Genomic DNA, 22,072 nt, shown 5'->3' with positions numbered 1-22,072 from the left:
TGGGCACAGCCAGATGATGGTCGGGACGGTTCGCTCGTGCGTGTCCCGGGTCCCGCCACGTCCGAAGTTTCGCTGGAATGCCTGACATCGGGATGTCACGGTCTCGGGAAGCCTAGTACGCGGGACCGACACGGCCGAAGGGCCGATCTGGCGACGCGCGGCTGACGAGCACGCTGCCCCGAACGGGGCATCTGGTGCGGCATTCAGCCTAACATCACCAGGGCGCACTGCTATTCCCCAGAGGTCGATGTCTTCGCATTTTACCTCGGTGGATCTCGCCGGATCCGGTACCGGCGGGAGCGGTGTGCGGGCGCGCTCCAGCGGTGCCGGGGGTCAGGGCCGGACGGGCGGTTCACCGGCCACGACGCGTGCGCCGCGGACCGCGACCTGCAACGGGTGTTCGTGCCACCCATTACCCACTTCAAGCCCCATCGAATCAACTTGTGATGCAGTTGTGAAGGCCAGGACAGTAGGACCTGCCCCGGAAATCACGGCGGGGACGCCCGCGTTGCGCAACCGCGCCACGAGCGCCGCGGATTCCGGCATCGCGGGGGCCCGGTAATCCTGGTGCAGCCGGTCCTCCGTGGCGTCCAGGAGTGCGCCGTCGAGGCCCGCGGTGAGCGCGGCGACGAGCAGCGCGGACCGTCCGGCGTTCGCGGCCGCGTCCGCGTGCGGGACGGTCTCGGGCAGCAGCCCGCGCGCGCGCTCGGTGGCCAGGCGCTGCTCCGGGACGAACGCCACGGCCTGGTCGATCCGAGGGTCGAGCCGCACGAGGCGCGGACCGTCCGGTGTCGTCCACGCGACGGTCAGCCCGCCCGCGAGGCACGGCGCGACGTTGTCGGGGTGCCCCTCGATCTCGGTCGCGAGCCGAAGCACTTCGTCGTCGTCCAGCACGGAACCGTCCGGGTGCAGCGCGCGCGCGGCGACCAGCCCGGCGATGATGGCGGCCGACGACGACCCGAGCCCCCGGCTGTGCGGGATCCGGTTGCGGCACCGCAGCCGGAAGCCCTTCGGCTGGCCCGGACCGGACGCGCCCAGTTCGGCGATCCGGTCGAACCCGGCCCGCAGCGTCGAGACGATCAGGTGCCGCTCGCCCCGGTCGGCGACCTCGGCGCCCTCGCCGTCCACCTCGATGGCCGTCGCGTCGTCGGTCGGCGCGACCTCGACGTCGTCGTGCAGCGTCAGCGCCAGGCCCAGCGAGTCGAAGCCCGGCCCCAGGTTCGCGCTGGTCGCGGGCGTCCGCACCGTCACCGGCGCCTGCGGCCGCCCCATCTAGGTCAGGCCCAGCGCGGAGGCGGCGGCGTGCGCGTCGACCTTCACGGTCGTCGGGGCGGGCGCCCCGGAGATCGCCCAGTCGGGGTCCTTGAGGCCGTTTCCGGTCACCGTGCAGACGACCTTCGCACCGCGCTCGACGCCGCCCCGCTCGCTCGCCTGCAGCAGTCCCGCGACGCTCGCCGCGGACGCCGGCTCGACGAACACGCCCTCCTCGCGGGCCAGCAGCCGGTACGCGGCGAGGATCTGCCGGTCGGTGACCGAGTCGATCGCGCCGCCCGACTCGTCCCGCGCGTTGACCGCGAGGTCCCACGACGCCGGGTTGCCGATGCGGATCGCGGTCGCGATCGTCTGCGGCTTCAGCACCGGCTCGCCCTTGACGAACGGCGCCGCGCCGCTCGCCTGGAAGCCCAGCATCCGCGGCCGCCGCGACGCCTCACTGCCCTCCGCGTACTCCTTGTAGCCCATCCAGTAGGCCGAGATGTTGCCGGCGTTGCCGACCGGGAGGCAGTGGACGTCCGGGGCGTCGCCGAGCGCGTCGACGATCTCGAACGCGGCCGTCTTCTGCCCCTGCAGCCGGTACTTGTTCACGCTGTTGACCAGCGCGACCGGGTAGTCCACCGCGAGCTTCTGCGCCAGCTCGAGGCAGTCGTCGAAGTTGCCGTCGACCTGCAGCAGCCGCGCGCCGTGCACCAGCGCCTGCGCCAGCTTGCCCATCGCGATCTTGCCCTGCGGCACCAGCACCGCGCAGGTCATCCCGGCCCGCACCGCGTACGCCGCCGCCGACGCCGAGGTGTTGCCGGTGGACGCGCAGATCACCGCCTTCGCGCCCTCCTCGGCCGCCTTGCTGATCGCGACCGTCATGCCGCGGTCCTTGAACGAGCCGGTCGGGTTCGCGCCCTCGACCTTCAGGTACACCTCGCAGCCGGTCAGCTGGGACAGCCGGTGGGCCGGGACGAGCGGCGTGCCGCCCTCCAGCAGCGTGACGACGGGGGTCTTCTCCGTCACCGGGAGCCGGTCACGGTACTCCTCGATGAGGCCGCGCCACGCGCGGGCGTTGGGGTTCACGTCGTTCTCCTTGCCGACCTGCGGTCCCTACCCAGACCGCCGCACGACCTGCGATGTCGTGCGAATTCTAGTGCGTGCGGGACGCGCCGGACGCGCCCCGCGTCAGTCCTCGCCCTCGACGCGCATGACGCTCGCCACCTCGCGGACGATCGGCAGCCCCCGCAGGCCCTCGACCGTCGCGGACAGCGCCGCGTCCGGCGCCCGGTGCGTCACCACGACGAGCTGCGCGTCCTCGCCCGTCCCGACCTGCCGGACGGCCTGGATCGACACCCCGTGCCGGGCGAACTCCTCCGCCACGGTCGCGAGGACGCCCGCCTCGTCCGCCACGTCCAGCTGGATGTAGTAGCGGGTGACGGTCTCGCCCATCGGCAGCACCGGCAGCTTCGCGTACGTCACCTCGACCGGGCCCGGCGTGCCCCCGGCGACGTTGCGCGCCACCGCGACCAGGTCGCCGAGGATCGCCGACGCCGTCGGGGCGCCGCCCGCGCCCGCGCCGTAGAACATCAGCGACCCGGCCGACTCCGCCTCCACGAACACCGCGTTGTAGGCGTCCCGGACGCTCGCCAGCGGGTGCGACCGCGGGATCATCGCGGGATAGACCCGCACCGACACCCCGCGCCCGTTGCGTCCGTCCTCGGAGGGGATCCGCTCGCAGATGGCCAGCAGCTTGACGACGCAGTCCATGCCCTTGGCGCCCGCCACATCGCCCGGGCTGACCTCCGTGATGCCCTCCCGGTGCACGTCCGCCGCGGTGACGGGCGTGTGGAAAGCGAGCTGCGCCAGGATGGCGGCCTTGGCCGCGGCGTCGAACCCCTCCACGTCGGCCGTGGGATCCGCTTCCGCGAACCCCAGCGTCTGGGCCTCTTCCAGAGCGTCGTTGAACCCCGCGCCATGCGTGTCCATCTGGTCGAGGATGTAGTTCGTGGTGCCGTTCACGATGCCCAGCACCCGGTGCACGTGGTCGCCGACCAGCGAGTCCCGCAGCGGGCGCAGCAGCGGGATGGCGCCCGCGACGGACGCCTCGTAGTACAGGTCCGCGCCGTACTCGCGCGCGGCGGCGAACAGCGTCGCGCCGTCCTCCGCCAGCAGCGCCTTGTTGGCCGTGATGACGGACTTGCCCGACTTCATCGACTCGAGGAGCAGCGTCCGCGCCGGCTCGATCCCGCCGATCACCTCGATGACGATGTCGATGTCGTCCCGGGTGACCAGCGCCTGCGCGTCCGTCGTGACCAGCTCCGCCGGGACGCCCGCGCGGACCCGGTCGGGCCGCCGAACGGCGACCCCGGCCAGCTCCAGCGGCGCGCCCACCCGCGCGGCCAGGTCGTCCGCCTGCTCGTGCAGCAGCCGCACGACCTCCGTGCCGACGACGCCGCACCCGAGCAGCGCCACCCGCAGTCGGCGTTTCACGCTTCGACCTCCGCATCCAGCCGCAGCAGGTCCTCGACGCCCTCCCGCCGGACGATCACGCGCGACCTGCCGTCCCGCACCGCCACCACGGCGGGCTTCGGGACGTGGTTGTAGTTACTGGCCATCGAACGACAGTACGCACCCGTCGCCGCGACCGCGACCAGGTCCCCCGCCGCAATATCTTCGGGGAACCACAGGTCGCGCACCACAATGTCGCCGCTCTCGCAGTGCTTGCCGACAAGCCTACTGAGCATCGGCCGGGCATCGGACGACCGGCTCGCCAGCACGCCGGTGTACTCGGCCCCGTACAGCGCGGTGCGGAGGTTGTCGCTCATCCCCCCGTCGACCGACACGTACGTGCGCAGCCCCTCGACGTCCTTCACCGTGCCGACCTCGTACAGCGTGACGCCCCCCGGACCGGCGATCGCGCGCCCCGGCTCCACCGTCAGCCGCGGCATCGCCAGCCCGTACGCCCGGCACTCCCGCGCGACGATCTCGCGGAGCCCGTCCGCGATCGCCTTCGGGTCGTGCGGCTCCTCGTCCGGCAGGTACGCGATCCCGTACCCGCCGCCCAAATCGAGTTCCGGGAGCTCGACGCCGTGCTCGTCCCGGATCGCCACGAGCAGCTCCGCGAGCCGGTGCGCCGCGACCTCGAACCCGTCCACGTCGAAGATCTGCGAGCCGATGTGGCTGTGCAGCCCCACCAGTTCCAGCTGCTCGAGCGCCAGCACCCGCCGAACCGCCTCCAGCGCGGCGCCCGAACTCCGGGAGAACCCGAACTTCTGGTCGTCGTGGGCCGTCGCGATGAACTCGTGCGTGTGCGCCTCCACCCCCGTGGTCACACGCACCATCACCTTGGGCCGAACCCCGCGCTCACGGGCCAGATAGCCCAACCGCGCGATCTCTTCGAACGAATCGAGCACGATCCGTCCGACCCCCACTTCGAGGGCCTTCTCCAGTTCCCACGTGGCCTTGTTGCTTCCGTGCAAGGTAATGCGCTCGGTCGGAAACCCAGCGGCCAGCGCCACCGCGAGTTCCCCGCCACTGCACACGTCCAGACCGAGCCCCTCCTCGTTGAGCCACTTGACCATGGCCCCGCACAGGAACGCCTTGCCCGCATAGTGGACGTCACCGTCGTGGAAAGCCGCCGCGTACTCGCGCATCCGGCCCCGCACGTCGTCCTCGTCGTAGACGTACAGGGGCGTCCCGTACTCCCGGGCCAGATCCCGCACGTCCACACCGCCCACGGTCATGGCGCCGTCCTCCCGGGCGGCGTTCCGGGGCCACACCCGCACATCGAGTGCGTTCAGATCCTCAGCCGGCCCCGCCGGGTGGTCTTCGGGCAGGACGTCGGCATGCCGGGGACCGGCAGGATGTACACGGCTCATATTCGCTCTCTAGGGGTCTCACCGATCATGTTCAGGCCGTTGCCGAGGACGCGCGACACCGCCTCGGCCAAGGCGACCCGTCCTCCGTCCGCGGCGGGACAACGTTCATGCACGTCGTGGTACGCCCCGGCAACCTTCTCCAGACACAACACCAGCGGCCTGGCGTCCCGTTCCCGCTCCGCCTGAGCCGCACGCCCAGGGAAGTCTCCCAACAAGGAGACCACCGCCAACTCCTCCGGCTCCGCCCGCACCAGCGAACCCTCCGGAACCTTTACCTCGCGAGCCCACCGGACGGCCCAGCACGCCCGCGCATACGCGTACCGCACGACGAACCCGGGATTCTCGAACGTCCGCGGCCACTCGTCCCACCGGAACGCCGGCACCCGCGCGACCCCGTAACCAGGATCACTCCGGACACGCTCCACCAGTTCGTCCACGCCCACACTGACCCGGACGAACCCCCGCGAAACGACACCACCGACCCACCGCGCGACGACCTCCGGATCGAGCCCCAGCCGCAGCGCCACGGGGCTCTCGAACACCCCGGGCCCCCGAGCGAACACGGGCACGTCCGCGGGCACGTCCCCCGCGAACTCCCCCCGGGCCGCGGCATCGCGCAACCCCGCCACCAGGGCGGCGCTCACATCGGCAGGAGTCACCCGGATGAGACTATCTGACCACTATCTGGACACAGCCGCGAGTTTCCGGACCGTCTGGATCATCTGGTTCGGATCGAACGGCTTCGTCACATAAGCGTCGACACCGATCTCGTGCCCCCGCCGGACGTCGTGCTCCTGCGCCCGCGCGGTGATCATCGCGACCCGGATGTGCGCCGTCGCCGGGTCCTCCCGCAGCCGGATCGCCGTCACCCACCCGTCCAGCCGCGGCATCATGACGTCCAGCGTGATGACGTCCGGCCTGACCTCGCCCACCTTGTCGAGGCAGTCCTGACCGTCCACCGCCGTCGACACCTCGAACCCCTCCAACTGCAGGTTCACGGCGATGAGCTGGCGGATCACCTCGTCATCATCGACGACCAGCACGCGTCCCAGTGGCTCGGTCACGGCCACGAAGTTAGCCCACTCCACCCCTCGACGCACGGCGAACATTCCAGGTGCGCGTCACCCCGCCAACCCTGGTAACCTTCTACCGCGCCCAACACAGGGCGCACGCCCCCTTAGCTCAGGGGATAGAGCAACGGCCTCCGGAGCCGTGTGCGCAGGTTCGAATCCTGCAGGGGGCACCTTTAGATGATCAGCCAAGACCCCGGTTGACCTGCCAGAACGGCAGTCGCCGGGGTTTCGTGCGTGTGCAGCCATGTGCCACCGTGAGCCGCCGTCTGTCAGCATCCACGGAATATTTACGAAATGGGTCCGGCGGCATCCGTGCAGGTCAACCGGAGCGAAAGAGCCCCGGTGCGGAACCGGGGCTCTCGTCTCGTCAGCGACCACGCGCCGAGTCCATGCGTCAAGGCGGCGCCGCTTCGCGGCGCCGCAGGTTCGGCGGCTACGCCGCCCGGGGCATGCGGCGTGGGCGCCGGTCCCCGGTCGGCGAACCGCCGGGCCGCGATTGTCGAACGTTTGCCCGACCCATCCGGCGGACGGCCGTAGGCGGAGCCCGTCGCAGCGCGGCCGCTGGTCGCTGCGTCACGGAGATCGAGCGTGCGCTACCAGGGGGCTACCGCCCCCATGGACCCCCGGGACCCGAAGTACTCATTCGCGCAATGCCGCCCTTGCCGGGTTAGGGCCGCCCGCGCGAAGCACTTCGGAACGTGAGTGCGTCTGTATGCTCCCCTTCCCCTGGGGACGGTGAACACGGAGGGAATGCAGCAGTAGGCACGAAGCCTGGCCTAGCGGTGACCAGGGATGATCCTCGATCTACACTCCGACAGTGGAGTATGAGATGTGGTTCGGGCACGACACCGAGATGCGGCCGAAGGCCCCGGCGCGGCCGATGCTGCTCAACTCGGATGGCAACTACCACGACAACGTGGAGGTAGTGAACTTCAGCCTGTTCCTGGCCCATGCTGTACGCCCTGGAAGCATTACGCCGATGTGCGGGACGACTCACCGGGCGATGGTGCCTCAGGGGTGCGCATGGACGGATCCTAGGCCAGAGGTAGTCATGGTGGAGCGATGCCCGATCTGCCTTGAGAACTGGCCCGTCTGAACGTCAAGTGCCGACAGCCGCCCGAGTGTCTTCACAAGGTCAGCAGATCGGCTGGTGACCGTTGATCAAGGGACGAGACTTCCCGAGCTGACAGCCCCAGCCAGAACACGCGCTGCGGAATATGTGCGGAATGCCAGGTGGCGGGCGGGGCGATCCAGAGTGTTCGTTCGCAGGTCAGCAGGGTTGTTCGCACTGATCAGGTACGTGCCTCCGGAGCCGTGTGCGCAGGTTCGAATTTGCGGGCAGCACCTCAGATGATCAGTCGGGCTCCAGTTGACCTGTGGGCCGGGGTTTTGCATGTTGGCAGGCGGGCGCTGGCGGAAATCGTCAGGGGCGACGGGTGGGCGGCTAGTTGGGGCTGTTTAAGTGCCGCCTCTTTATGAAGTAGGTCAGCAGGATTGCCCCGGCCATGGCCAGACTGACGACCTGGGCGAGCGCGATGATGCCGCCTACCTGATCGGCGATGTGTGAGACGAGACCCGACCAGTTGAGTGGGGTCTCGTTTTCGGGATGGCCGAGGTCTGGGGGCTCGGCGGCGTAGGCGTCCATACGGCTCAACTCCTCCAACAAGGGATCACAGCAGGCTAGCCGAGGAGCCGCGATCTGGAACGAGCCGTGTGTGCGGGGTCGATTTCGCAGAGCGAAGCGCGAAGGAGCGATCGGCCGGTTTCTGTAGTTCATGGGCGGTCTGCACGACTTGAGCGTCTGCTGACGTTCTCTGTGCGAAGAAGCGCTTCATGTTGCACGTCTCCGGCCCGGGGGGTGGTTAGCGGCGGACTCGGTATTGCAGGTGGAGTGCTCGGTTGCCCTGGACGACGGTGGGGTCGTCGAGGAGGCGGTGGCCCTGGGTCAGCTTGGAGAAGTAGGGGATGCCCTCGCCGAACAGCACGGGCACGAGGCTGACGCACACCTCGTCCACCAGGTCGAGATCGAGTGCCTGCTGGATGATCGACGCGCTCGCGATCGTGACGTCCTGGTCGCCGGCGATCTCCTTCGCCTTGGAGATCGCGGCTTCGACTCCGTCGACGAACGTTGTCGTGGGCCATCGTGTGGCGGCGTCTTCGGGGGGTCGGTGCGTGACCACGACGACGGGGGCGCCGGCCGGGTGCTTGTCGCCCCAGCCGTCCGCGATGTCGAACAGGCGGCGGCCCGCGACGAGCGCGCCGCAGTTCTCGGTCAGGTCCCGCAGCATTTGAGCGCCGGCTTCGTCGACCTGGAACGAGACGGTCTCGTTCGGGTTCGGCACGTTGATCTCGCCCGTTTCGTACCAGTCGAACAGCTCTCCTACCTGGTCGTTGGGGTCCGCGACGAACCCGTCCAGCGACATCGTCATATGGGTGAGCACCTTGCCCATCGTGTCTCCTTTGGTTGCCGGTTCCCTGTAACGACTCGGTCCGGCCGTGGGACTCATCGGTTCCGGGGCGGTGATCCGTAGGTGTCGTCGGCGGCTCAGTTTTTCAGGTCGTGTTCTAGGGATCGGGCGGCTGTGCGGAGGGTGGTGACCAGGGTGGGGAGGCGGTGCTTTTCGTAGCGGGCGCTGGGCATCGAGATCGAGAGGCCCGCGGCGGCTTCGCCGTCGGGGGACGTCACGGGGACGCCGACCGCGACGACGCCGCGTTCGGAGCGGCCCTCGTTGAGGGCGAAGCCGTTGCGGCGGACGCGGGCGAGGTCGGCGCGGAGGGTGTCGAGGTCGTGGTCGGTGTAGAGCTCGTCCAGTTGGTCGGGTGGGAGTTCGGCCAGGAGGAGCAGGCCGGCGGTGGTGCGGTGGGCGGGGAAGACCATGCCTTCGCGGGAGCCGACGCGGAGGGCCTGGCGTGACTCGACGCTGGCGATGAAGCGGACCGTGGTGCCGGTGCGGATGGTGAGGTTGGCGGACTCGTCGAGGATGTCGACGAGGCGGTGCAGGTGGGGCAGGGCGGCGGCGCGGAGCCTGGCGGTCGTCGACTGGGAGTGGGCGGCGAGTTCGAGGACGGGGCCGACGCGGTAGCTGCGGTCGGCCTGGCGGACGGCGAAGTCGCGGTAGACGAGCATCGCGAGCAGGCGGTGGGCGGTGGAGCCGGCGACGCCGAGGCGCTGGGCGACCTCGGTGACGGTGAGGGGGCCCTCCAGTTGGAGCATCGTCGCGATGCGGAGGGCGTTGTCGACGCTCGTGATGGCGTACGGCGGTGGTGTCTTGAGTGGTTTGTCCATTGCTTGCTTTTTCTGTAGGGCAGAATTTCCTTTTCTGTAGAGGGTACGGGCGGGACGATCGTGCCCATGACCAGTACCCCTGTGCGGCTCCGGGCCGTGGACGCGCCCGGGCAGCCGGACGTCACGCCGGAGCTCGAGAGTCTCTATCGCGGGTTCGAGGCCGAGTTGCTCGTGCCGCTGTGGACGGAGATCGGCGACCTGATGCCGGTGCATCCGCGGTCCGGGGCCGTCCCGCACGTGTGGAGGTGGGAGAGGCTCGCGCGCCTGGCGGAGGAGGCCGGACGGATCGTGCCGGTGGGGCGCGGGGGCGAGCGGCGCGCGATCGCGCTGGCCAACCCCGGGCTGGGGGGACGTCCGTTCGCCTCGCCGACGCTCTGGGCGGCGATCCAGTACCTCATGCCCGGGGAGGACGCGCCGGAGCACCGGCACACGCAGCACGCCTTCCGGTTCGTGGTGGAGGGGTCCGGTGTGTGGACGGTCGTGGGCGGGGACCCGGTGCCGATGAACCGCGGCGACTTCCTGCCGCAGGCGGGGTGGAGCTGGCACGCCCACCACAACGCGGCCGATCGGCCGATGGCCTGGATCGACGGCCTCGACATCCCGTTCCAGTACATGGCGGAGTCGCAGTTCTTCGAGTTCGGGCGCGAGGAAGTGACCGAGCGGACGACGCCGGAGCGGTCCCGCGCGGAGCGGCTGTGGGGGCACCCGGGGCTGCGGCCGGTCGGGGTGGGCCGCGGTGGTCCGGGGTCGCCGCTGCTCTCGTACAAGTGGGAGTACACCGACCGGGCCCTGGCCGACCAGCTCGCGCTCGAGCGGGAGGGGTACGGCGGGGTGGTGGAGCCGGGCCACGCGGCGGTGCGCTACAGCAACCCGGTCGACGGGGGCGATGTGCTTCCGACGATGCGCGCGGAGTTCCACCGGATCGCCCGGGGCGCCGAGACGGCTCCGGTCCGGGAGACGGGGTCCAGCGTCTTCCAGGTCTTCGACGGTTCCGGGACGGTGACGGTCGGGGACCGCGCGTGGTCGGTGGCCCGCGGGGACCTGTTCGTCGTCCCGTCGTGGACGCCGCTCTCGGTGCGGTCCGAGGCCGGTTCGTCGGACTCCGACTCCGGGGCCCTGGATCTGTTCCGTTTCAGTGACGCGCCCGTGTTCGAGGCGCTCGAGCTCGACCGATTCGCGAAGGACGCCTGATGAAGCTCGCCACCATCCGCACCGCCGACGGCACGCGCGCCGTCCGTCTCGACGACGGCGGGCTCGTCGACGTCGGTTTCGCCGACCTGGGCGCCCTGCTGGCCGAGCCGGACTGGCGGGAGCGGGCGGCGGCCTCCGGCGAGGTGCACGACGCCGAGGGCGCCGACTTCGCGCCGGTCGTGCCCCGGCCGTCGAAGGTGATCTGCGTCGGCCACAACTACTCGAACCACATCAAGGAGATGGGCCGGGAGCTCCCGGCGTACCCGACGCTGTTCCCGAAGTTCGCCGACACCCTGATCGGCGCCCGCGACGACGTCGTGAAGCCGCCGGAGACGGAGGCGCTCGACTGGGAGGTGGAGCTCGCCGTCGTGATCGGGCGGGACGTCCGCCGCGCGGACGACGCGGAGGCGGAGGCGGCGATCGCGGGGTTCACGGTCATGAACGACGTGTCGGTGCGGGACTGGCAGTTCCGCACCATCGAGTGGACGCAGGGCAAGATCTGGGACTCCTCGACCCCGGTCGGGCCGTTCCTGGTCACCCCGGACGAGGTCGGCGGCGTCCGTCCGGCGCTGCGGGTGCGGACGGTCGTGGACGGCCGGGTGATGCAGTCCGACGACACGGGGACGCTGCTGTTCGACCCGGTGTTCCTGGTCAAGTACGTGTCGACGATCGTGCGGCTGCGTCCCGGCGACCTGATCGCGACCGGCACGCCGGCGGGGGTGGGGCACGCCCGCGACCCGAAGGTTTACCTGACCGGCGGGGAGACGGTGGTGACCGAGGTCGAGGGCATCGGCGCCTGCACGAACCGCGTCGTCGGGGGCGCGTGATGGCCCGGACGCTCGCGGACGCGCTCCGCTGGACGGAGGAGGGCACCGGGATGTTCCTGGACGGCGTCCGCGGCCTGGACGATCGGGGGTTCGGCGCGCCCTGCGGGCTGCCGGGCTGGACGCGGGGGCATCTGGTGGCGCACGTCGCGGCGAACGCCGAGGCGCTGGGCAACCTGGTTCGGTGGGCGGCGACCGGGGAGCCGACCCCGATGTACGCGTCGCCCGAGGAGCGCGCGGCCGGGATCGAGCGGGGCGCGCGGATGGGCGGCGCGGAGCTGACCGCGTGGCTGGCGCGGGCGTGCGCCGCGCTGCGCGCGGGGATGGACGGGCTGTCCGGGGAGCAGTGGGGGCGGGAGGTGGTGACGGCGCAGGGCCGTTCCGTGCCAGCGTCCGAGGTGCCCTGGCTGCGGTCGCGGGAGGTGTTCGTCCACACCGTCGATTTGGGGGTCGGGGTCGGTTTCGGCGATCTGCCGGACGGCTTCCTGCGCGCCCTCGTCGCCGATGCGGCCGCGAAGCGCGGGCTGGACGCGGCGGCGCTGCCGGACGGGCCGCGGCCCGAGGTCGCGGCGTGGCTGACCGGACGGCCGCACGCGCTCGCCGGCGCTCCCCCGCTCGGCCCCTGGCTGTGAAGCACTGCGGAGTGGAGATCATGACCAACCCTGATGTGCTCGTCGTCGGCGGGGGGATCGGCGGGCTGGGCGCCGCGTACGCGCTGGCGCGGCGCGGCCTCGCGGTGCGGCTGCTGGAGCGGTCCGCGGCGTTCGGCGAGGTCGGCGCCGGCATCCAGCTCGCGCCCAACTGCACCCGCATCCTGGACGACTACGGGCTGCTGGACGAGGCCCGGAGCCGCGGCGTCGCACCCGACACGATGATCATGCGCGACGCCGTCGACGGGTCGGAGCTGACCCGTCTCGACCTGCGCGATCTGGAGCGCCGCTACGGCTTCCCGTACCTGGTGATCCACCGCAGCGACCTGCACGCCATGCTCGTCCGGGCGTGCGAGCGTGCGGGCGTCGAGCTGGTGACGTCGCGGCACGTGGTCGGGTACGCCAACACGGACGGCGGCGCGCGGGTGACGCTCGCGGACGGCGGGACTGAGGAGGCGCGGGTCGTCATCGCGGCGGACGGGCTGCACTCGGTGGCGCGGGGGCTGCTGGTGGACGACCGGCCGGTGTCGTCGGCGTACGTGGCCTACCGGGGGACGACGCCGACGGCGGCGGGGCGGGCGGCGCGGGTCGATCTGTCCGAGGTGGCCGTGTACGTCGGCCCGCGCTGCCACTTCGTCCACTACGGGCTGCGGGGCGGCGAGCTGCTGAACCAGGTGGCGGTGTTCGAGTCGCCCAAGGCCCGCGCCGGCGAGGAGGACTGGGGCACGCCGGACGAACTGGACGCGGCGTTCGCGGGGACCTGCGCGTTCGTCCGCGACGGCCTGCCGGACATGTGGCGCGACAGGTGGTGGCGGATGTACGACCGCGACCCGATCATGACGTGGGTGGACGGCGCGATCGCGCTGCTCGGCGACGCGGCGCATCCGCCGCTGCAGTACATCGCCCAGGGCGCGATCATGGCGATCGAGGACAGCTGGGTGCTCGGCGAGCACGTCGCGCGGCACCGGGCGGGCGACGGGTCGGTGGACTGGGCGGCCGTCTTCGCGGCCTACGACGCGGTCCGCCCGGAGCACTGCCGCCGCGTCCTCACCACGTCGCGGGCGTGGGGCGAGCTGTGGCATCTCGACGGACGGCCCCGGCTGCAGCGGAACGTGCTGCTGCGGGAGCGCGACACCTACGACTACGCGTTCGTGGACTGGCTCTACGGGCCGACGGCGCTGCATCCGGCGGAGGAGCCGCCGATGTTCACGCCGGTGCCGCTGGCCTCGGCGGAGGTCGACGCGCTCGGCTGACGCCGCCGGCCCCCGACGGCGCCGTCGGGGGCCGCGTCCCGCGGGAGGAGGATGGGAATCGGTGCCGGGCCGTCCGGGCTCGGGGCGATCAGTCCACGGCCGCGGGGCGGCGGGCGGCGAGGAGCGCGAGCACGCCGATGACGACGAGCGCCCAGCTTCCGGTGACCGGGAAGTAGATGACGCTGAGCGGGACGCCGAGCGCCAGCAGGTACCAGCCGACCTGGGCCGGGACGCGGCCGGTCGTCCGGAGCGCCTGCCGGGTCAGCGTGCCCAGCGCGAGCAGTGCGATGCCGGCGCCCATGAACCAGATGCTGGCCTCGCGCTCGAAGTAGCCGGGCGCGTCGGTGTCGACCGCGGTCCGGACGAAGCCGTCCGCGACGATGTCCGCCCAGGCGTTGGGCTGGGCGAAGGCCCAGACGAAGTGCAGGATCGCGGTCGCGATGATGAGTCGGGGGGTCCACCGGGCGAGTGCGCTCATGAAATCCGTCCGTTCTCTCGCGGCGCCAGGCGCAGCGCCAGCGTGTAGATCTCTCGCAGTTCGTCGCCGGGCACCGGCGGCACGACCTGCTGGGCTCCGACCAGGAGCAGGTAGAACAGGCCGGCCAGCGGCCCCCGGTCGCGGTCTTCGGCCCCGAGGTCGCCCACCAGTGATCGCAGGTAGTCGATGCGCAGCCGGTCGACGCGCTCCTGGAGCGCGCGGGCCTCATCGTCCTGCAGCGCCCAGGCGCGCATGGCGTTCTCGAGGTCGTCGCTCTGGTCCTTGCTCGCCAGGACCAGCTCCATCAGTCGTTCGAGCTTGGCGCCGGCCGCTTCACCGGCGCGCTCCGCGTTCTCGATGAAGCGGCTGGTGTGCTCGTTCTCGTAGTACGCGAGCAGGTCGGTCTTGTAGCCGGCCATGCCCTTGAAGTGGTGGTAGAAGGACCCTTTGGTCAGGTTGAGGCGTTCGGTCAGCCGTTCGAGGGTCAGTGCGGGTGCACCGTCCTCGGCCAGAATCCCGATCCCCGCGTCGAGCCAGTCCCGTTTGCCCGCCATGCCACCGCCTTGGTCGTTTCTCCGGAACATACCATACGGAATGGTATGGCCCGCAGGTGAGACGGGTGACACCGCCCGGATCAGACGGCCTTGGCGAGGGTGTAGAGGGCGACGAAGGCGGCGAGCCCGAGCAGCAGGCTGCCGATCGCGTTGACGGCCGCCTTGCCGTAGGCGCCGTCCTGGATCAGGTGGACGGTGTCGAGCTCGAACGTGCTGAACGTCGTGAGGGCGCCGCACAGGCCGGTACCGAGCAGCGCCTCGACGTGCGTCCCCGAACCGGCCCCGTGCAGGGCGCCGAGGAGCGCCGAGCCGAGGAGGTTGACGGCGAGCGTGCCCCAGGGGAACGACTTCCCCGCGGACGCCTTGACGTAGCCGTCGATGAGGTAGCGGAGCGTCGCGCCCACCGCGCCGCCCACCAGGACCAGGATCGCCGGCATCACGCCTCCTTCGCCGGGCGGCCGCGCCGGATCCGACGGCCGAGGACCAGGCCCGCGGCCACCGCGACCCAGCCGAGGACCACGCTCGCCACCGCGTACACGGCGGCCAGCCCCGGCTCGCCGTCGAGGCTGTGCAGGTCGTCGATCAGGTGCGAGAACGTCGTGAACCCGCCGAGGTAGCCGGTGATCGCGAACGGCCGGACGAACGGGTGCGGCCGGCCGCCGAGCAGGTACGACGTCAGGACGCCCATGGCGAGGCAGCCGAGCATGTTGACGGTGAACGTGTCCCAGGGGAAGCCCGTCGGGTCGGTGGGGATCGCCTCGCCGAGCAGGTACCGGACGAGCGCGCCGAGCGCGCCCCCGAACGCGATCTCCACGAGGGCCCGGGCGCGGGCGCTCGGGTGGAGGACGGCCGCCTCGGCGTGCTCGCGGTGCCCCAGGCGGCCCTTCACGGGTGCCTCCGGTCCGGGGCGGGCGTCCCGAGCAGGAGCCGGCGGACGGCGTCCCAGGTGCGGTGGAACGCGGTCTCCACCTCGGGCGACCGGGCGCCGAGGATCCGCGCCCACGCGCCGTGGTCGCCGGGCAGGACGCTCGCGCCGCCGCGCAGGCCCGTGCCGGCGATCGCGGCGTGCATGGCGTCGGCGGCCTCGCGGGCGCGCTGGGTGACGACGTGGAGGGACGCCGCCAGCCCGAAGCCGTCCATGACGGCGGGGCCGGTCACCGGGGCCTCGGCGGGGACGAGCCGGAGCGGGTCGGCGAACAGCGTGCGGCCGTCGGGGTCCCGCACCTCCAGGTCGGTGCAGTAGGCGGTGTAGGCGTGCCGTTCGCCGCGCGCGAGCCGTCCCGCCATCAGCTTCTCCCCCAGCAGGACGGTCGCGTCGGGGTGGGCGGTGACGGTCGTGCGCTGGTAGAACCGCGAGTCCTCGAAGGGGATCGTGGTGGCGGGCAGGTACTCGACGTAGGCGTCGGCGGCGGCGTGCAGGTCGATCGTCTGGGCGGCGTAGTCGTGCTCCATCCGGTAGAGCCGCGTGGCGGTCTGGGTGGTGAAGTGCACGAACGTGCCGGGGCCGCAGTGCAGCCGGATGCGGTACCGGTCCCCCTGGAGGACGCCGCCGCCGGACGACATGAACAGCACGTGCGGCATGTCCGGAAGGTCGGGCTCCGGGTACAGGGGGCGGGTCGTGTGCAGCGGCGCCCGCTGGAAGTGGCGGACGAGCTCGGTGCGGCCGCGGACGGCGAACTCCAGGTCGAGCACGCCGTCCTTGCCGGGCGCGCCGACCGGGAGCGTGTCCGGGACGGACGAGTGCCGCGCGACGGCCTCGGGCGGCGCGGCGTCCGGGGGCGGCGCGGCGGTCAGCCCGTCGGCGAGCACGTCGCCTCCCGGCGCTGCAGGACGAAGTCGGCGACCTCGCCGATCCCGGTTCCGGCCAGGCAGTCGGTCAGGACGACCGGACGGTCGCCGCGCACGGCGCGCGCGTCCCGCTCCATGACCGCGAGGTCGGTGCGCACGTAGGGCGCGATGTCGATCTTGTTGATGACCAGCAGGTCGGAGTCGGTGGTGCCGGGGCCGCGCTTGCGCGGCATCTTCTCGCCCTCGGCGGTGTCCAGGACGAACACGTAGACGTCGGCCAGGGCGGGACTGAAGGTGAGCGTCAGGTTGTCGCCGCCGCTCTCGAACAGCAGGACGTCGATGTCGGGGAACCGGTCGAGCATCTCCGCGGCGGCGGCGAGGTTCATCGTGGGGTCGTCCCGGACGGCGGTGTGCGGGCACGATCCGGTCTCGACGCCCGCGACGCGTTCGGGGTCGAGCGTGCCCGCGAGGGTGCGGCGGACGTGCTCGGCGTCCTCCTGCGTGTAGATGTCGTTGGTGATGACGCCGGGGCGGCGGCCCCGCGCGACGAGCAGCGGCACCAGCGCCTCGATGAGGGCGGTCTTGCCCGACCCCACCGGGCCGCCGATGCCGATCTTGTAGACGTGTTCGAGTTCCATGCGTCCTCCGGTCAGGTGATGAACAGCCGGGCCTCGGCCCGTTCGTGCAGGGCGGAGACGGCGTCCGCCGCCGGCGTCGAGGAGTGCAGGTCCCCGGGGCCGCGGGCGGCCAGCGCCGCCGCCGTCGCGCGGACCAGCTCGGGGCGCACCTCCCGCAGGAGCCGCTGGGCGTCCCGGAAGTCGACGCGGCCGAGCCGCACCGTCGCCGCCGCGCAGCTCGCGGCGAACGCGTACAGGTCGCAGGCGACGGCGTCCCGGACGGGCGTGCCGAGGCCCGCGTGGACGGCGCCGACGACGACGGCGTGGGTGCCGGGCGTCGCGCCGTCCGTGACGAGGGCGGCGAGCCGCGCGGCGGGGGCCGAGCCGAACGCCGGGCCGGCGGTGTCCAGCACCTGCCGGCCCGTGCGCACGGACGCCGTCCGCTGCTCCCTGCCGAGCTTGATCGCGTGCAGCCTGCGGTCGACCTCCGCGACCCGGTCCCAGTCCCCGGCCGTGACCGCCCGGTGCGCGAGGGCGAGCGCGGCGGCGTCGCCGGTGCCGGCGGCGCGGACGAGGTCGCGCACCAGGGCGGCCGGGCCCGCCGCGGGGACCGCGCCGAGCTGGAAGTGCCCCTCCAGCCCGTGCGACAGGGTGTAGAGCCCGCTGGGGAAGCCGGAGTCGGTGAGCTGGAGCCCGGCCAGCAGCGGCTCCAGGCCGTCCGTCATGGGAGCCCGCCTCTCATGCGCGTCCGATCGTCATGCGCGTCCGCCCGTCGCTCGGTCCGCCCGTCACGCGATGAAGAACAGCCGGTTGAGCGGCAGGCTCGTGGCCGGTTCGATGGACGCGGGCTCGCCGTCCACGGTCACCCGGTACGTCTCCGGGTCCACGGCGATCTCGGCGAGCGTCGAGTTGCGCAGCATGTGCCGCTTGTCCACGGTCCGGCACTGCCGCACCGGGCGGATGAGGCGCTCCAGGCCGAGCCGTTCCGGGACGCCCTCCGCGATGGCCGCGTCCGACATGAACGTCACGCAGGTCTCGCGCAGCGCCCGGCCGAAGCACCCGTACGTCGGCCGCAGGTAGACCGGCTGCGGGGTGGGCAGCGAGGCGTTCGGGTCGCCCATCTGCGCCCAGCTGATCAGGCCGCCCTTGACGACCATGAACGGCTTCGCCCCGAACGAGTGCGGCTGCCACAGCACGATGTCGGCGAGCTTGCCGTCCTCCAGCGAGCCGATCGTGTCGGCCATCCCGCTGGCGCGGGCCGGGTTGATGGTGAGCTTCGCCAGGTAGCGCAGCACCCGGTGGTTGTCGTTGCGGGCGGAGTCCTCGGGCAGCGGGCCGCGCTTGTCCTTGCAGTGGTGGGCGACCTGGAACGCGCGGGTGAAGGACTCGCCGACCCGTCCCATCGCCTGCGAGTCGGAGCCGATGATGCTGATGACGCCGAGGTCGTGCAGGACGGTCTCGGCGGCGATCGTCTCGGCGCGGACGCGGCTCTCGGCGAACGACAGGTCCTCGGGGACGTCGTAGCTGAGGTGGTGGCAGACCATCGTCATGTCCAGCAGCTCGTCCGCCGAGTTGCGGGTGTACGGCAGCGTCGGGTTCGTGGACGCGGGCAGCGCGTTCGGCTCCGAGGTGATCCGCAGGATGTCGGGGGCGTGCCCGCCGCCGGCGCCCTCGGAGTGGTAGGTGTGGATCGCCCGGCCGTTGATCGCGTCGATGGTGTCCTCGACGAACCCGGCCTCGTTCAGGGTGTCGGTGTGGATGGTGACCTGCACGTCGTGGTCGTCGGCGACGCGCAGCGCGCAGTCGATGGCCGCCGGGGTCGAGCCCCAGTCCTCGTGCACCTTCAGCCCGGCGGCGCCCGCGCGGATCTGCTCGTCCAGCGGTCCGGGCAGGCTGTTGTTGCCCTTGCCGTAGACGGCGATGTTGATCGGGATGTCCTCGTACGCCTGCAGGATGCGGGAGATGTTCCACGGGCCGGGGCTGCAGGTGGTGCCGCGGGTGCCGTCCGCGGGGCCGGTGCCGCCGCCGACCAGCGTGGTGATCCCGTTGCTCAGCGCGTGCTGGGCCTGCTGCGGCGCGATGAAGTGGACGTGCGTGTCGATCGCGCCCGCGGTGGCGATGAGGTTCTCGCCGGAGATCACCTCGGTGCCGGCGCCGATGATGAGGCGCCGGTCCACCCCGTTCTGGGTGTGCGGGTTGCCGGCCTTGCCGACCCCGGCGATCCGCCCGTCCTTGATCCCGATGTCGCCCTTGACGACGCCGAGCACCGGGTCGATGATCACCGCGTTGGTGATCACGGTGTCGAGGGCCGTGGTGGCGTTCCGCGAGGCGGGGTCGGCCGACATGCCGTCCCGGGCCGTCTTCCCGCCCCCGTACTGGGCCTCGTCGCCGTAGTGGCCCTCGGTGTGGTCCTTCTCGACCTCCACGACCAGGTTCGTGTCGGCCAGGTGGATCCGGTCGCCCACGGTGGGGCCGTACATGCTCGCGTACTGCGCGCGAGAGATCGTCGTCGCCATCGGCGTCAGCCCTTCTTCGACCGCGACCCGCGGCCCGCCGCGGCGGTCCGGGTCTTCGACTGCTTCTTCTTGCCGGCGCCGCCGCCCTTGCCGGGCTCCTCGGGCTCGTCGAGGTAGCCGCGGGCGCGCATCCGCTCCAGGGCCCTGGCCTTCGCGGCCCCGGACCGGATGCTGCCGTCGAGCAGTCCGCCGAACCCGACGATGCGCATCCCGCCGCCGTACTCGACGAGCCGCACCTCCTTGGTGTCGCCCGCCTCGAACCGGACGGCGGTGCCCGCCGGGATGTCCAGCCGCATCCCGAACGCCCTCTCCCGGTCGAACCGCAGGGCCCGGTTGACCTCGAAGAAGTGGAAGTGCGAGCCGATCTGCACCGCCCGGTCGCCGGTGTTGTGCACGGTCATGGACTCTCTGCGCTGCCCGGCGTTCAGCTCGATCGAGCCGTCCGCGAACATGTAGACGTCATCGGCCATGGGCGGCCGCCTCCTTCAGGGTCTCCTCGGTTTCCGGCAGCGGGCCGTGCGCGTGCCCCGGCGGCGCCTGCCGGCGGTGGTCGTGCCCGTGGTGGTGGTCGTCGTCGTGGTCGTCGTGGTGGTCGTGGTCGTGGTCGTGGTGGTGCGCCGGAGCGGCGAGGCCGTCGTCGCCGTCCCGGAGCCACCGCGCCTCCGCCTCGGCGGCGCGCCGCCGGACGAGCGCCGCGAGCGCGGCGGGTCCGAGCGGCGTCCCGGCGGCGCCCGTCCCCGCGCCGCGCGGCGGCGGGACGAGCGCCGCGGGCACGAGCACGACGTCGCGGGCGCCCAGCCGGCGGCAGCGGTCGACGCCCTCGGCGACGCCGGGCTCGCCGCCGAGGAAGGCGACCTCCACCCACGGGACGCGCAGGTGCCGCCAGACCAGCCGCGCGACCTTGTACAGCTCGGCGTCGTCCTCGGGTCCGCCCGGCGGCGCCACCAGCAGCGCCGCCCGGTCGCCGCCGCCGGGCAGCGCCCGCGCCACGGCCGCCCGCAGCCAGCCGACCAGGTGCGTCGTCGTGCCGAGCGGCGCGGCGAGCAGCAGGTCGCCGGGGGCCGCGCCGCGCGCCGCCCACCCGATCGTCTGCGCGGCCGCCGCCGCGAGGCCCGGATCGCGGCCGAGCGTCATCGGGACGACGACCGCGCGCGGGTGCGCGGCGAGCGCGCGGGCGAGGTCGCGGCCCGGGCCGAGCACGCCGCCGGTCCCGGGCGGGCACTCGTGCCCGCCCACCCGCAGGACGGCGCGGTCCCGTTCGGTGGGCGGTCCGGTGCCGGCGGGTGGTCCGGTCACTTGCCGCCGCCCACGGGGTCGTGGCAGGAGACGAGCTTGGTGCCGTCGTCGAACGTGGCCTCGACCTGGATCAGCTTCAGCATCCCGCGGACGCCCGGGAGCACCTCGTCCGGTCCGACCACCTGCTTGCCGAGCTCCATGCAGTCGGCGACCGTCCGGCCGTCCCGGGCCGCCTCCACGATCGCCGCGCTGATCAGCGCGACCGTCTCGCCGTAGTTGAGCTTCAGGCCGCGCTTGCGGCGCCGCTCCGCCATCTCCGCGACCGTGAAGACGAGCAGCTTGTCGATCTCTCGTGGTGACAGGTTCATCTGAGTCCTCTCTGGAGACGCGGTCCAGTGCGCGGTTCGGTGCCGGGGTCGGTGCTCAATCGGCCCGCCGCAGCCTGGACAGCAGCGGGACGGCCGCGAGGAACACCCAGGTGACCAGCACGAACGGCCAGGTCAGGGTGTGTCCGCCGACCGTGTCGAACAGCACGGTCATGCCGGCGGTCAGCGCGGCGGCGGTGGCCGCGCCGATCGCCGCGTACGCGACGCCGACCGGGCTCAGCGCGACGAACGTCCCGGTCAGCGCGATCCCGGTCAGCACGGCGTTGTAGCCGTACAGGCCGGCGCCGAGGTCGGCGGCCTGGGCGCCCAGCCACCAGCCGACGAGCAGCCCGATCAGGCTCGCCGCGGCCGCCGCGGCCGCGACGAGCCGGCTCGCCACCGCGAGCCCGACCAGGAAGATCAGGCCGACGTACCACTCGTCCTGGAAGAACACCTGCCCGACGCCGTTGAACCAGCCGCGCCAGAAGTCGTGCCAGGTCATCGCGGTTCCGGGGTCGGTCGCCGAGGGCGCGGCGGTGTTGGCGTGGTCCGCCCAGACCCGCTCGTACGACGGCGCACCGATCACCATCACCGTCGTGACGACGCAGAACGGCGCGGTGAACGTCGCCAGGCCGTACGGGTCGAGGACGGTCCGCATGGCGGCGGTGAGCACGCTCGCGGCGACCGCCGAGCCGATGACCAGGGCCACCGTGGTCCAGGTGACGCCGAGGTAGAGCACCAGCGCCACGCCGACGAGCGTCCCGTTGAACCCTTCGAGCCCGAGCGAGATGCGGTTCCGGTCGACGCCGAGCAGGGAGGCGGTCACGGTGGCGGTGAGGGTGCCGAGCAGGCCGAAGACGCCGAACTGCCAGCCGCCGACGAAGAGCGCGATGATGAACAGCAGACCGGTCCAGTCGCTGGACTGGAAGTCGACCTGGGCGACGCCGCGCGGAATCGTCTGGACGGCGACCAGCGAGCGCTGTGACGTTTCCGGGCTCCCGGTGTCCGGCGCGTCCGATGACGGTGACGGCACGGACACCCTCCTCGCGGCGAAATGGCATGAATGGTTCCGACTGTCCGGGCTAGCGCCCGTTCGGTGACGACAT

Annotated in this window: 26 protein-coding genes and 1 tRNA gene; 6 read left to right on the top strand and 21 right to left on the bottom strand. The window is 72.1% G+C overall.

Translation table 11 applies throughout. From position 1 onward, the window contains the following. Positions 1-333 precede the first annotated feature (333 nt). The 6 genes from thrB to H505_RS0113575 all read right to left on the bottom strand — a co-directional run bounded on the left by thrB (position 334) and on the right by H505_RS0113575 (position 6,178). On the bottom strand, positions 334-1,272 hold the full coding sequence (gene thrB / locus H505_RS0113600; protein ID WP_026402433.1) for a homoserine kinase: 939 nt from the start codon (positions 1,270-1,272) through the stop codon (positions 334-336). Next, entirely contained in the window at positions 1,273-2,340 is a 1,068-nt protein-coding gene (thrC, locus tag H505_RS0113595; protein ID WP_026402432.1) for a threonine synthase, read from the bottom strand. Between the two features lie 102 nt (positions 2,341-2,442). Further along, the gene (locus H505_RS0113590; RefSeq protein ID WP_026402431.1) at positions 2,443-3,729 is read right to left on the bottom strand and encodes a homoserine dehydrogenase; all 1,287 of its coding nucleotides are present in this window, start codon (positions 3,727-3,729) and stop codon (positions 2,443-2,445) included. A 14-nt stretch (positions 3,730-3,743) separates the two neighbouring features. Beyond that, entirely contained in the window at positions 3,744-5,135 is a 1,392-nt protein-coding gene (lysA, locus tag H505_RS0113585; protein ID WP_026402430.1) for a diaminopimelate decarboxylase, read from the bottom strand. Then, positions 5,132-5,794 (bottom strand): DALR anticodon-binding domain-containing protein, encoded by a 663-nt coding sequence (locus H505_RS47630; protein WP_125618091.1) that lies wholly within the window; start codon positions 5,792-5,794, stop codon positions 5,132-5,134. The genes lysA and H505_RS47630 overlap by 4 nt, the downstream gene beginning before the upstream one ends. Before the next feature lie 21 nt (positions 5,795-5,815). Next, complete coding sequence (locus H505_RS0113575) at positions 5,816-6,178, bottom strand: response regulator transcription factor (RefSeq protein ID WP_026402429.1); 363 nt, start codon at positions 6,176-6,178, stop codon at positions 5,816-5,818. A 128-nt stretch (positions 6,179-6,306) separates the two neighbouring features. On the opposite strand from H505_RS0113575, the gene H505_RS0113570 reads away from it, so the two are divergent. After that, positions 6,307-6,378: transfer RNA gene (locus H505_RS0113570), tRNA-Arg, on the top strand. A 647-nt stretch (positions 6,379-7,025) separates the two neighbouring features. Continuing rightward, positions 7,026-7,304 carry a hypothetical protein gene (locus H505_RS0113565; RefSeq protein WP_026402428.1) on the top strand — a complete coding sequence of 93 codons (279 nt, stop codon included), beginning with the start codon at positions 7,026-7,028 and terminating at the stop codon, positions 7,302-7,304. A gap of 348 nt (positions 7,305-7,652) precedes the next feature. Here H505_RS0113565 and H505_RS0113560 read toward each other — a convergent pair whose 3' ends face one another. The 3 genes from H505_RS0113560 to H505_RS0113550 form a co-directional block, all read right to left on the bottom strand. After that, positions 7,653-7,853: a hypothetical protein gene (locus H505_RS0113560; protein WP_026402427.1), complete on the bottom strand. Its 201-nt coding sequence runs from the start codon at positions 7,851-7,853 to the stop codon at positions 7,653-7,655. A gap of 217 nt (positions 7,854-8,070) precedes the next feature. Continuing rightward, a complete protein-coding gene (locus H505_RS0113555) occupies positions 8,071-8,658 on the bottom strand; it encodes a dihydrofolate reductase family protein (RefSeq protein ID WP_026402426.1) in 588 nt (195 codons plus the stop codon). Between the two features lie 95 nt (positions 8,659-8,753). Then, positions 8,754-9,494, bottom strand: a complete 741-nt coding sequence (locus H505_RS0113550) for an IclR family transcriptional regulator (protein ID WP_026402425.1) — start codon at positions 9,492-9,494, stop codon at positions 8,754-8,756. A 66-nt stretch (positions 9,495-9,560) separates the two neighbouring features. Between H505_RS0113550 and H505_RS0113545 the strand changes: the two genes are divergently transcribed. The 4 genes from H505_RS0113545 to H505_RS0113530 are packed head-to-tail and all read left to right on the top strand — an operon-like array spanning position 9,561 to position 13,412. Beyond that, complete coding sequence (locus tag H505_RS0113545) at positions 9,561-10,685, top strand: cupin domain-containing protein (protein WP_034517832.1); 1,125 nt, start codon at positions 9,561-9,563, stop codon at positions 10,683-10,685. After that, positions 10,685-11,512 (top strand): fumarylacetoacetate hydrolase family protein, encoded by an 828-nt coding sequence (locus H505_RS0113540; protein ID WP_026402423.1) that lies wholly within the window; start codon positions 10,685-10,687, stop codon positions 11,510-11,512. Before H505_RS0113545 ends, H505_RS0113540 begins: the two co-directional genes overlap by 1 nt. Continuing rightward, positions 11,512-12,141 (top strand): maleylpyruvate isomerase N-terminal domain-containing protein, encoded by a 630-nt coding sequence (locus tag H505_RS0113535; RefSeq protein ID WP_034517831.1) that lies wholly within the window; start codon positions 11,512-11,514, stop codon positions 12,139-12,141. The genes H505_RS0113540 and H505_RS0113535 overlap by 1 nt, the downstream gene beginning before the upstream one ends. A 20-nt stretch (positions 12,142-12,161) precedes the next feature. Next, positions 12,162-13,412, top strand: a complete 1,251-nt coding sequence (locus tag H505_RS0113530; RefSeq protein ID WP_245592506.1) for an FAD-dependent oxidoreductase — start codon at positions 12,162-12,164, stop codon at positions 13,410-13,412. 88 nt (positions 13,413-13,500) lie between these two features. Here H505_RS0113530 and H505_RS0113525 read toward each other — a convergent pair whose 3' ends face one another. From H505_RS0113525 to H505_RS0113470, 12 genes are all read right to left on the bottom strand, one after another. Beyond that, entirely contained in the window at positions 13,501-13,890 is a 390-nt protein-coding gene (locus tag H505_RS0113525) for a DUF6463 family protein (RefSeq protein WP_026402421.1), read from the bottom strand. After that, entirely contained in the window at positions 13,887-14,444 is a 558-nt protein-coding gene (locus H505_RS0113520) for a TetR/AcrR family transcriptional regulator (RefSeq protein ID WP_026402420.1), read from the bottom strand. Before H505_RS0113520 ends, H505_RS0113525 begins: the two co-directional genes overlap by 4 nt. Positions 14,445-14,524: 80 nt before the next feature. Beyond that, positions 14,525-14,881 (bottom strand): fluoride efflux transporter CrcB, encoded by a 357-nt coding sequence (gene crcB / locus H505_RS0113515; protein ID WP_026402419.1) that lies wholly within the window; start codon positions 14,879-14,881, stop codon positions 14,525-14,527. Continuing rightward, the gene (locus H505_RS0113510) at positions 14,881-15,333 is read right to left on the bottom strand and encodes a fluoride efflux transporter FluC (protein WP_051300638.1); all 453 of its coding nucleotides are present in this window, start codon (positions 15,331-15,333) and stop codon (positions 14,881-14,883) included. The genes crcB and H505_RS0113510 overlap by 1 nt, the downstream gene beginning before the upstream one ends. Further along, positions 15,330-16,253 (bottom strand): urease accessory protein UreD, encoded by a 924-nt coding sequence (locus H505_RS0113505; RefSeq protein ID WP_245592505.1) that lies wholly within the window; start codon positions 16,251-16,253, stop codon positions 15,330-15,332. Before H505_RS0113505 ends, H505_RS0113510 begins: the two co-directional genes overlap by 4 nt. Continuing rightward, positions 16,235-16,870 (bottom strand): urease accessory protein UreG, encoded by a 636-nt coding sequence (gene ureG, locus H505_RS0113500; protein ID WP_026402416.1) that lies wholly within the window; start codon positions 16,868-16,870, stop codon positions 16,235-16,237. The genes H505_RS0113505 and ureG overlap by 19 nt, the downstream gene beginning before the upstream one ends. An 11-nt stretch (positions 16,871-16,881) precedes the next feature. Then, positions 16,882-17,574 carry an urease accessory protein UreF gene (locus H505_RS0113495; RefSeq protein WP_026402415.1) on the bottom strand — a complete coding sequence of 231 codons (693 nt, stop codon included), beginning with the start codon at positions 17,572-17,574 and terminating at the stop codon, positions 16,882-16,884. A 63-nt stretch (positions 17,575-17,637) separates the two neighbouring features. Beyond that, positions 17,638-19,365 (bottom strand): urease subunit alpha, encoded by a 1,728-nt coding sequence (ureC, locus tag H505_RS0113490; RefSeq protein WP_034517829.1) that lies wholly within the window; start codon positions 19,363-19,365, stop codon positions 17,638-17,640. A gap of 5 nt (positions 19,366-19,370) precedes the next feature. Further along, a complete protein-coding gene (gene ureB, locus H505_RS52705) occupies positions 19,371-19,835 on the bottom strand; it encodes an urease subunit beta (protein WP_084550210.1) in 465 nt (154 codons plus the stop codon). Beyond that, positions 19,825-20,661, bottom strand: coding sequence for a sirohydrochlorin chelatase (locus H505_RS41690; protein ID WP_051300637.1), 837 nt, complete (start codon positions 20,659-20,661; stop codon positions 19,825-19,827). Before H505_RS41690 ends, ureB begins: the two co-directional genes overlap by 11 nt. Next, positions 20,658-20,969 (bottom strand): urease subunit gamma, encoded by a 312-nt coding sequence (locus H505_RS0113475; RefSeq protein WP_026402413.1) that lies wholly within the window; start codon positions 20,967-20,969, stop codon positions 20,658-20,660. The genes H505_RS41690 and H505_RS0113475 overlap by 4 nt, the downstream gene beginning before the upstream one ends. A 55-nt stretch (positions 20,970-21,024) precedes the next feature. After that, positions 21,025-21,999: an urea transporter gene (locus H505_RS0113470; protein ID WP_245592504.1), complete on the bottom strand. Its 975-nt coding sequence runs from the start codon at positions 21,997-21,999 to the stop codon at positions 21,025-21,027. Positions 22,000-22,072: the final 73 nt, after the last annotated feature.

Source organism: Actinomadura rifamycini DSM 43936 (assembly GCF_000425065.1).
GTDB classification, from domain to species: Bacteria; Actinomycetota; Actinomycetes; order Streptosporangiales; family Streptosporangiaceae; genus Spirillospora; species Spirillospora rifamycini.
The sequence above is the reverse complement of the archived record's forward strand: the minus strand, read 5'-3'. Positions and strand labels throughout refer to the sequence as shown.

Excerpts from the sequence above, each read along its gene's own strand:
- H505_RS0113560 (WP_026402427.1), bottom strand. The coding sequence starts at position 7,853 with ATGGACGCCTACGCCGCCGAGCCCCCAGACCTCGGCCATCCCGAAAAC.
- H505_RS0113495 (WP_026402415.1), bottom strand. The coding sequence starts at position 17,574 with ATGACGGACGGCCTGGAGCCGCTGCTGGCCGGGCTCCAGCTCACCGAC.
- H505_RS0113520 (WP_026402420.1), bottom strand. The coding sequence starts at position 14,444 with ATGGCGGGCAAACGGGACTGGCTCGACGCGGGGATCGGGATTCTGGCC.
- H505_RS0113540 (WP_026402423.1), top strand. The coding sequence starts at position 10,685 with ATGAAGCTCGCCACCATCCGCACCGCCGACGGCACGCGCGCCGTCCGT.
- ureB (WP_084550210.1), bottom strand. The coding sequence starts at position 19,835 with ATGGCCGATGACGTCTACATGTTCGCGGACGGCTCGATCGAGCTGAAC.
- H505_RS0113545 (WP_034517832.1), top strand. The coding sequence starts at position 9,561 with ATGACCAGTACCCCTGTGCGGCTCCGGGCCGTGGACGCGCCCGGGCAG.
- H505_RS0113525 (WP_026402421.1), bottom strand. The coding sequence starts at position 13,890 with ATGAGCGCACTCGCCCGGTGGACCCCCCGACTCATCATCGCGACCGCG.
- H505_RS0113535 (WP_034517831.1), top strand. The coding sequence starts at position 11,512 with ATGGCCCGGACGCTCGCGGACGCGCTCCGCTGGACGGAGGAGGGCACC.
- lysA (WP_026402430.1), bottom strand. The coding sequence starts at position 5,135 with ATGAGCCGTGTACATCCTGCCGGTCCCCGGCATGCCGACGTCCTGCCC.
- H505_RS0113530 (WP_245592506.1), top strand. The coding sequence starts at position 12,162 with ATGACCAACCCTGATGTGCTCGTCGTCGGCGGGGGGATCGGCGGGCTG.
- ureG (WP_026402416.1), bottom strand. The coding sequence starts at position 16,870 with ATGGAACTCGAACACGTCTACAAGATCGGCATCGGCGGCCCGGTGGGG.
- crcB (WP_026402419.1), bottom strand. The coding sequence starts at position 14,881 with ATGCCGGCGATCCTGGTCCTGGTGGGCGGCGCGGTGGGCGCGACGCTC.
- H505_RS0113475 (WP_026402413.1), bottom strand. The coding sequence starts at position 20,969 with ATGAACCTGTCACCACGAGAGATCGACAAGCTGCTCGTCTTCACGGTC.
- ureC (WP_034517829.1), bottom strand. The coding sequence starts at position 19,365 with ATGGCGACGACGATCTCTCGCGCGCAGTACGCGAGCATGTACGGCCCC.
- H505_RS0113550 (WP_026402425.1), bottom strand. The coding sequence starts at position 9,494 with ATGGACAAACCACTCAAGACACCACCGCCGTACGCCATCACGAGCGTC.
- thrB (WP_026402433.1), bottom strand. The coding sequence starts at position 1,272 with ATGGGGCGGCCGCAGGCGCCGGTGACGGTGCGGACGCCCGCGACCAGC.
- H505_RS0113555 (WP_026402426.1), bottom strand. The coding sequence starts at position 8,658 with ATGGGCAAGGTGCTCACCCATATGACGATGTCGCTGGACGGGTTCGTC.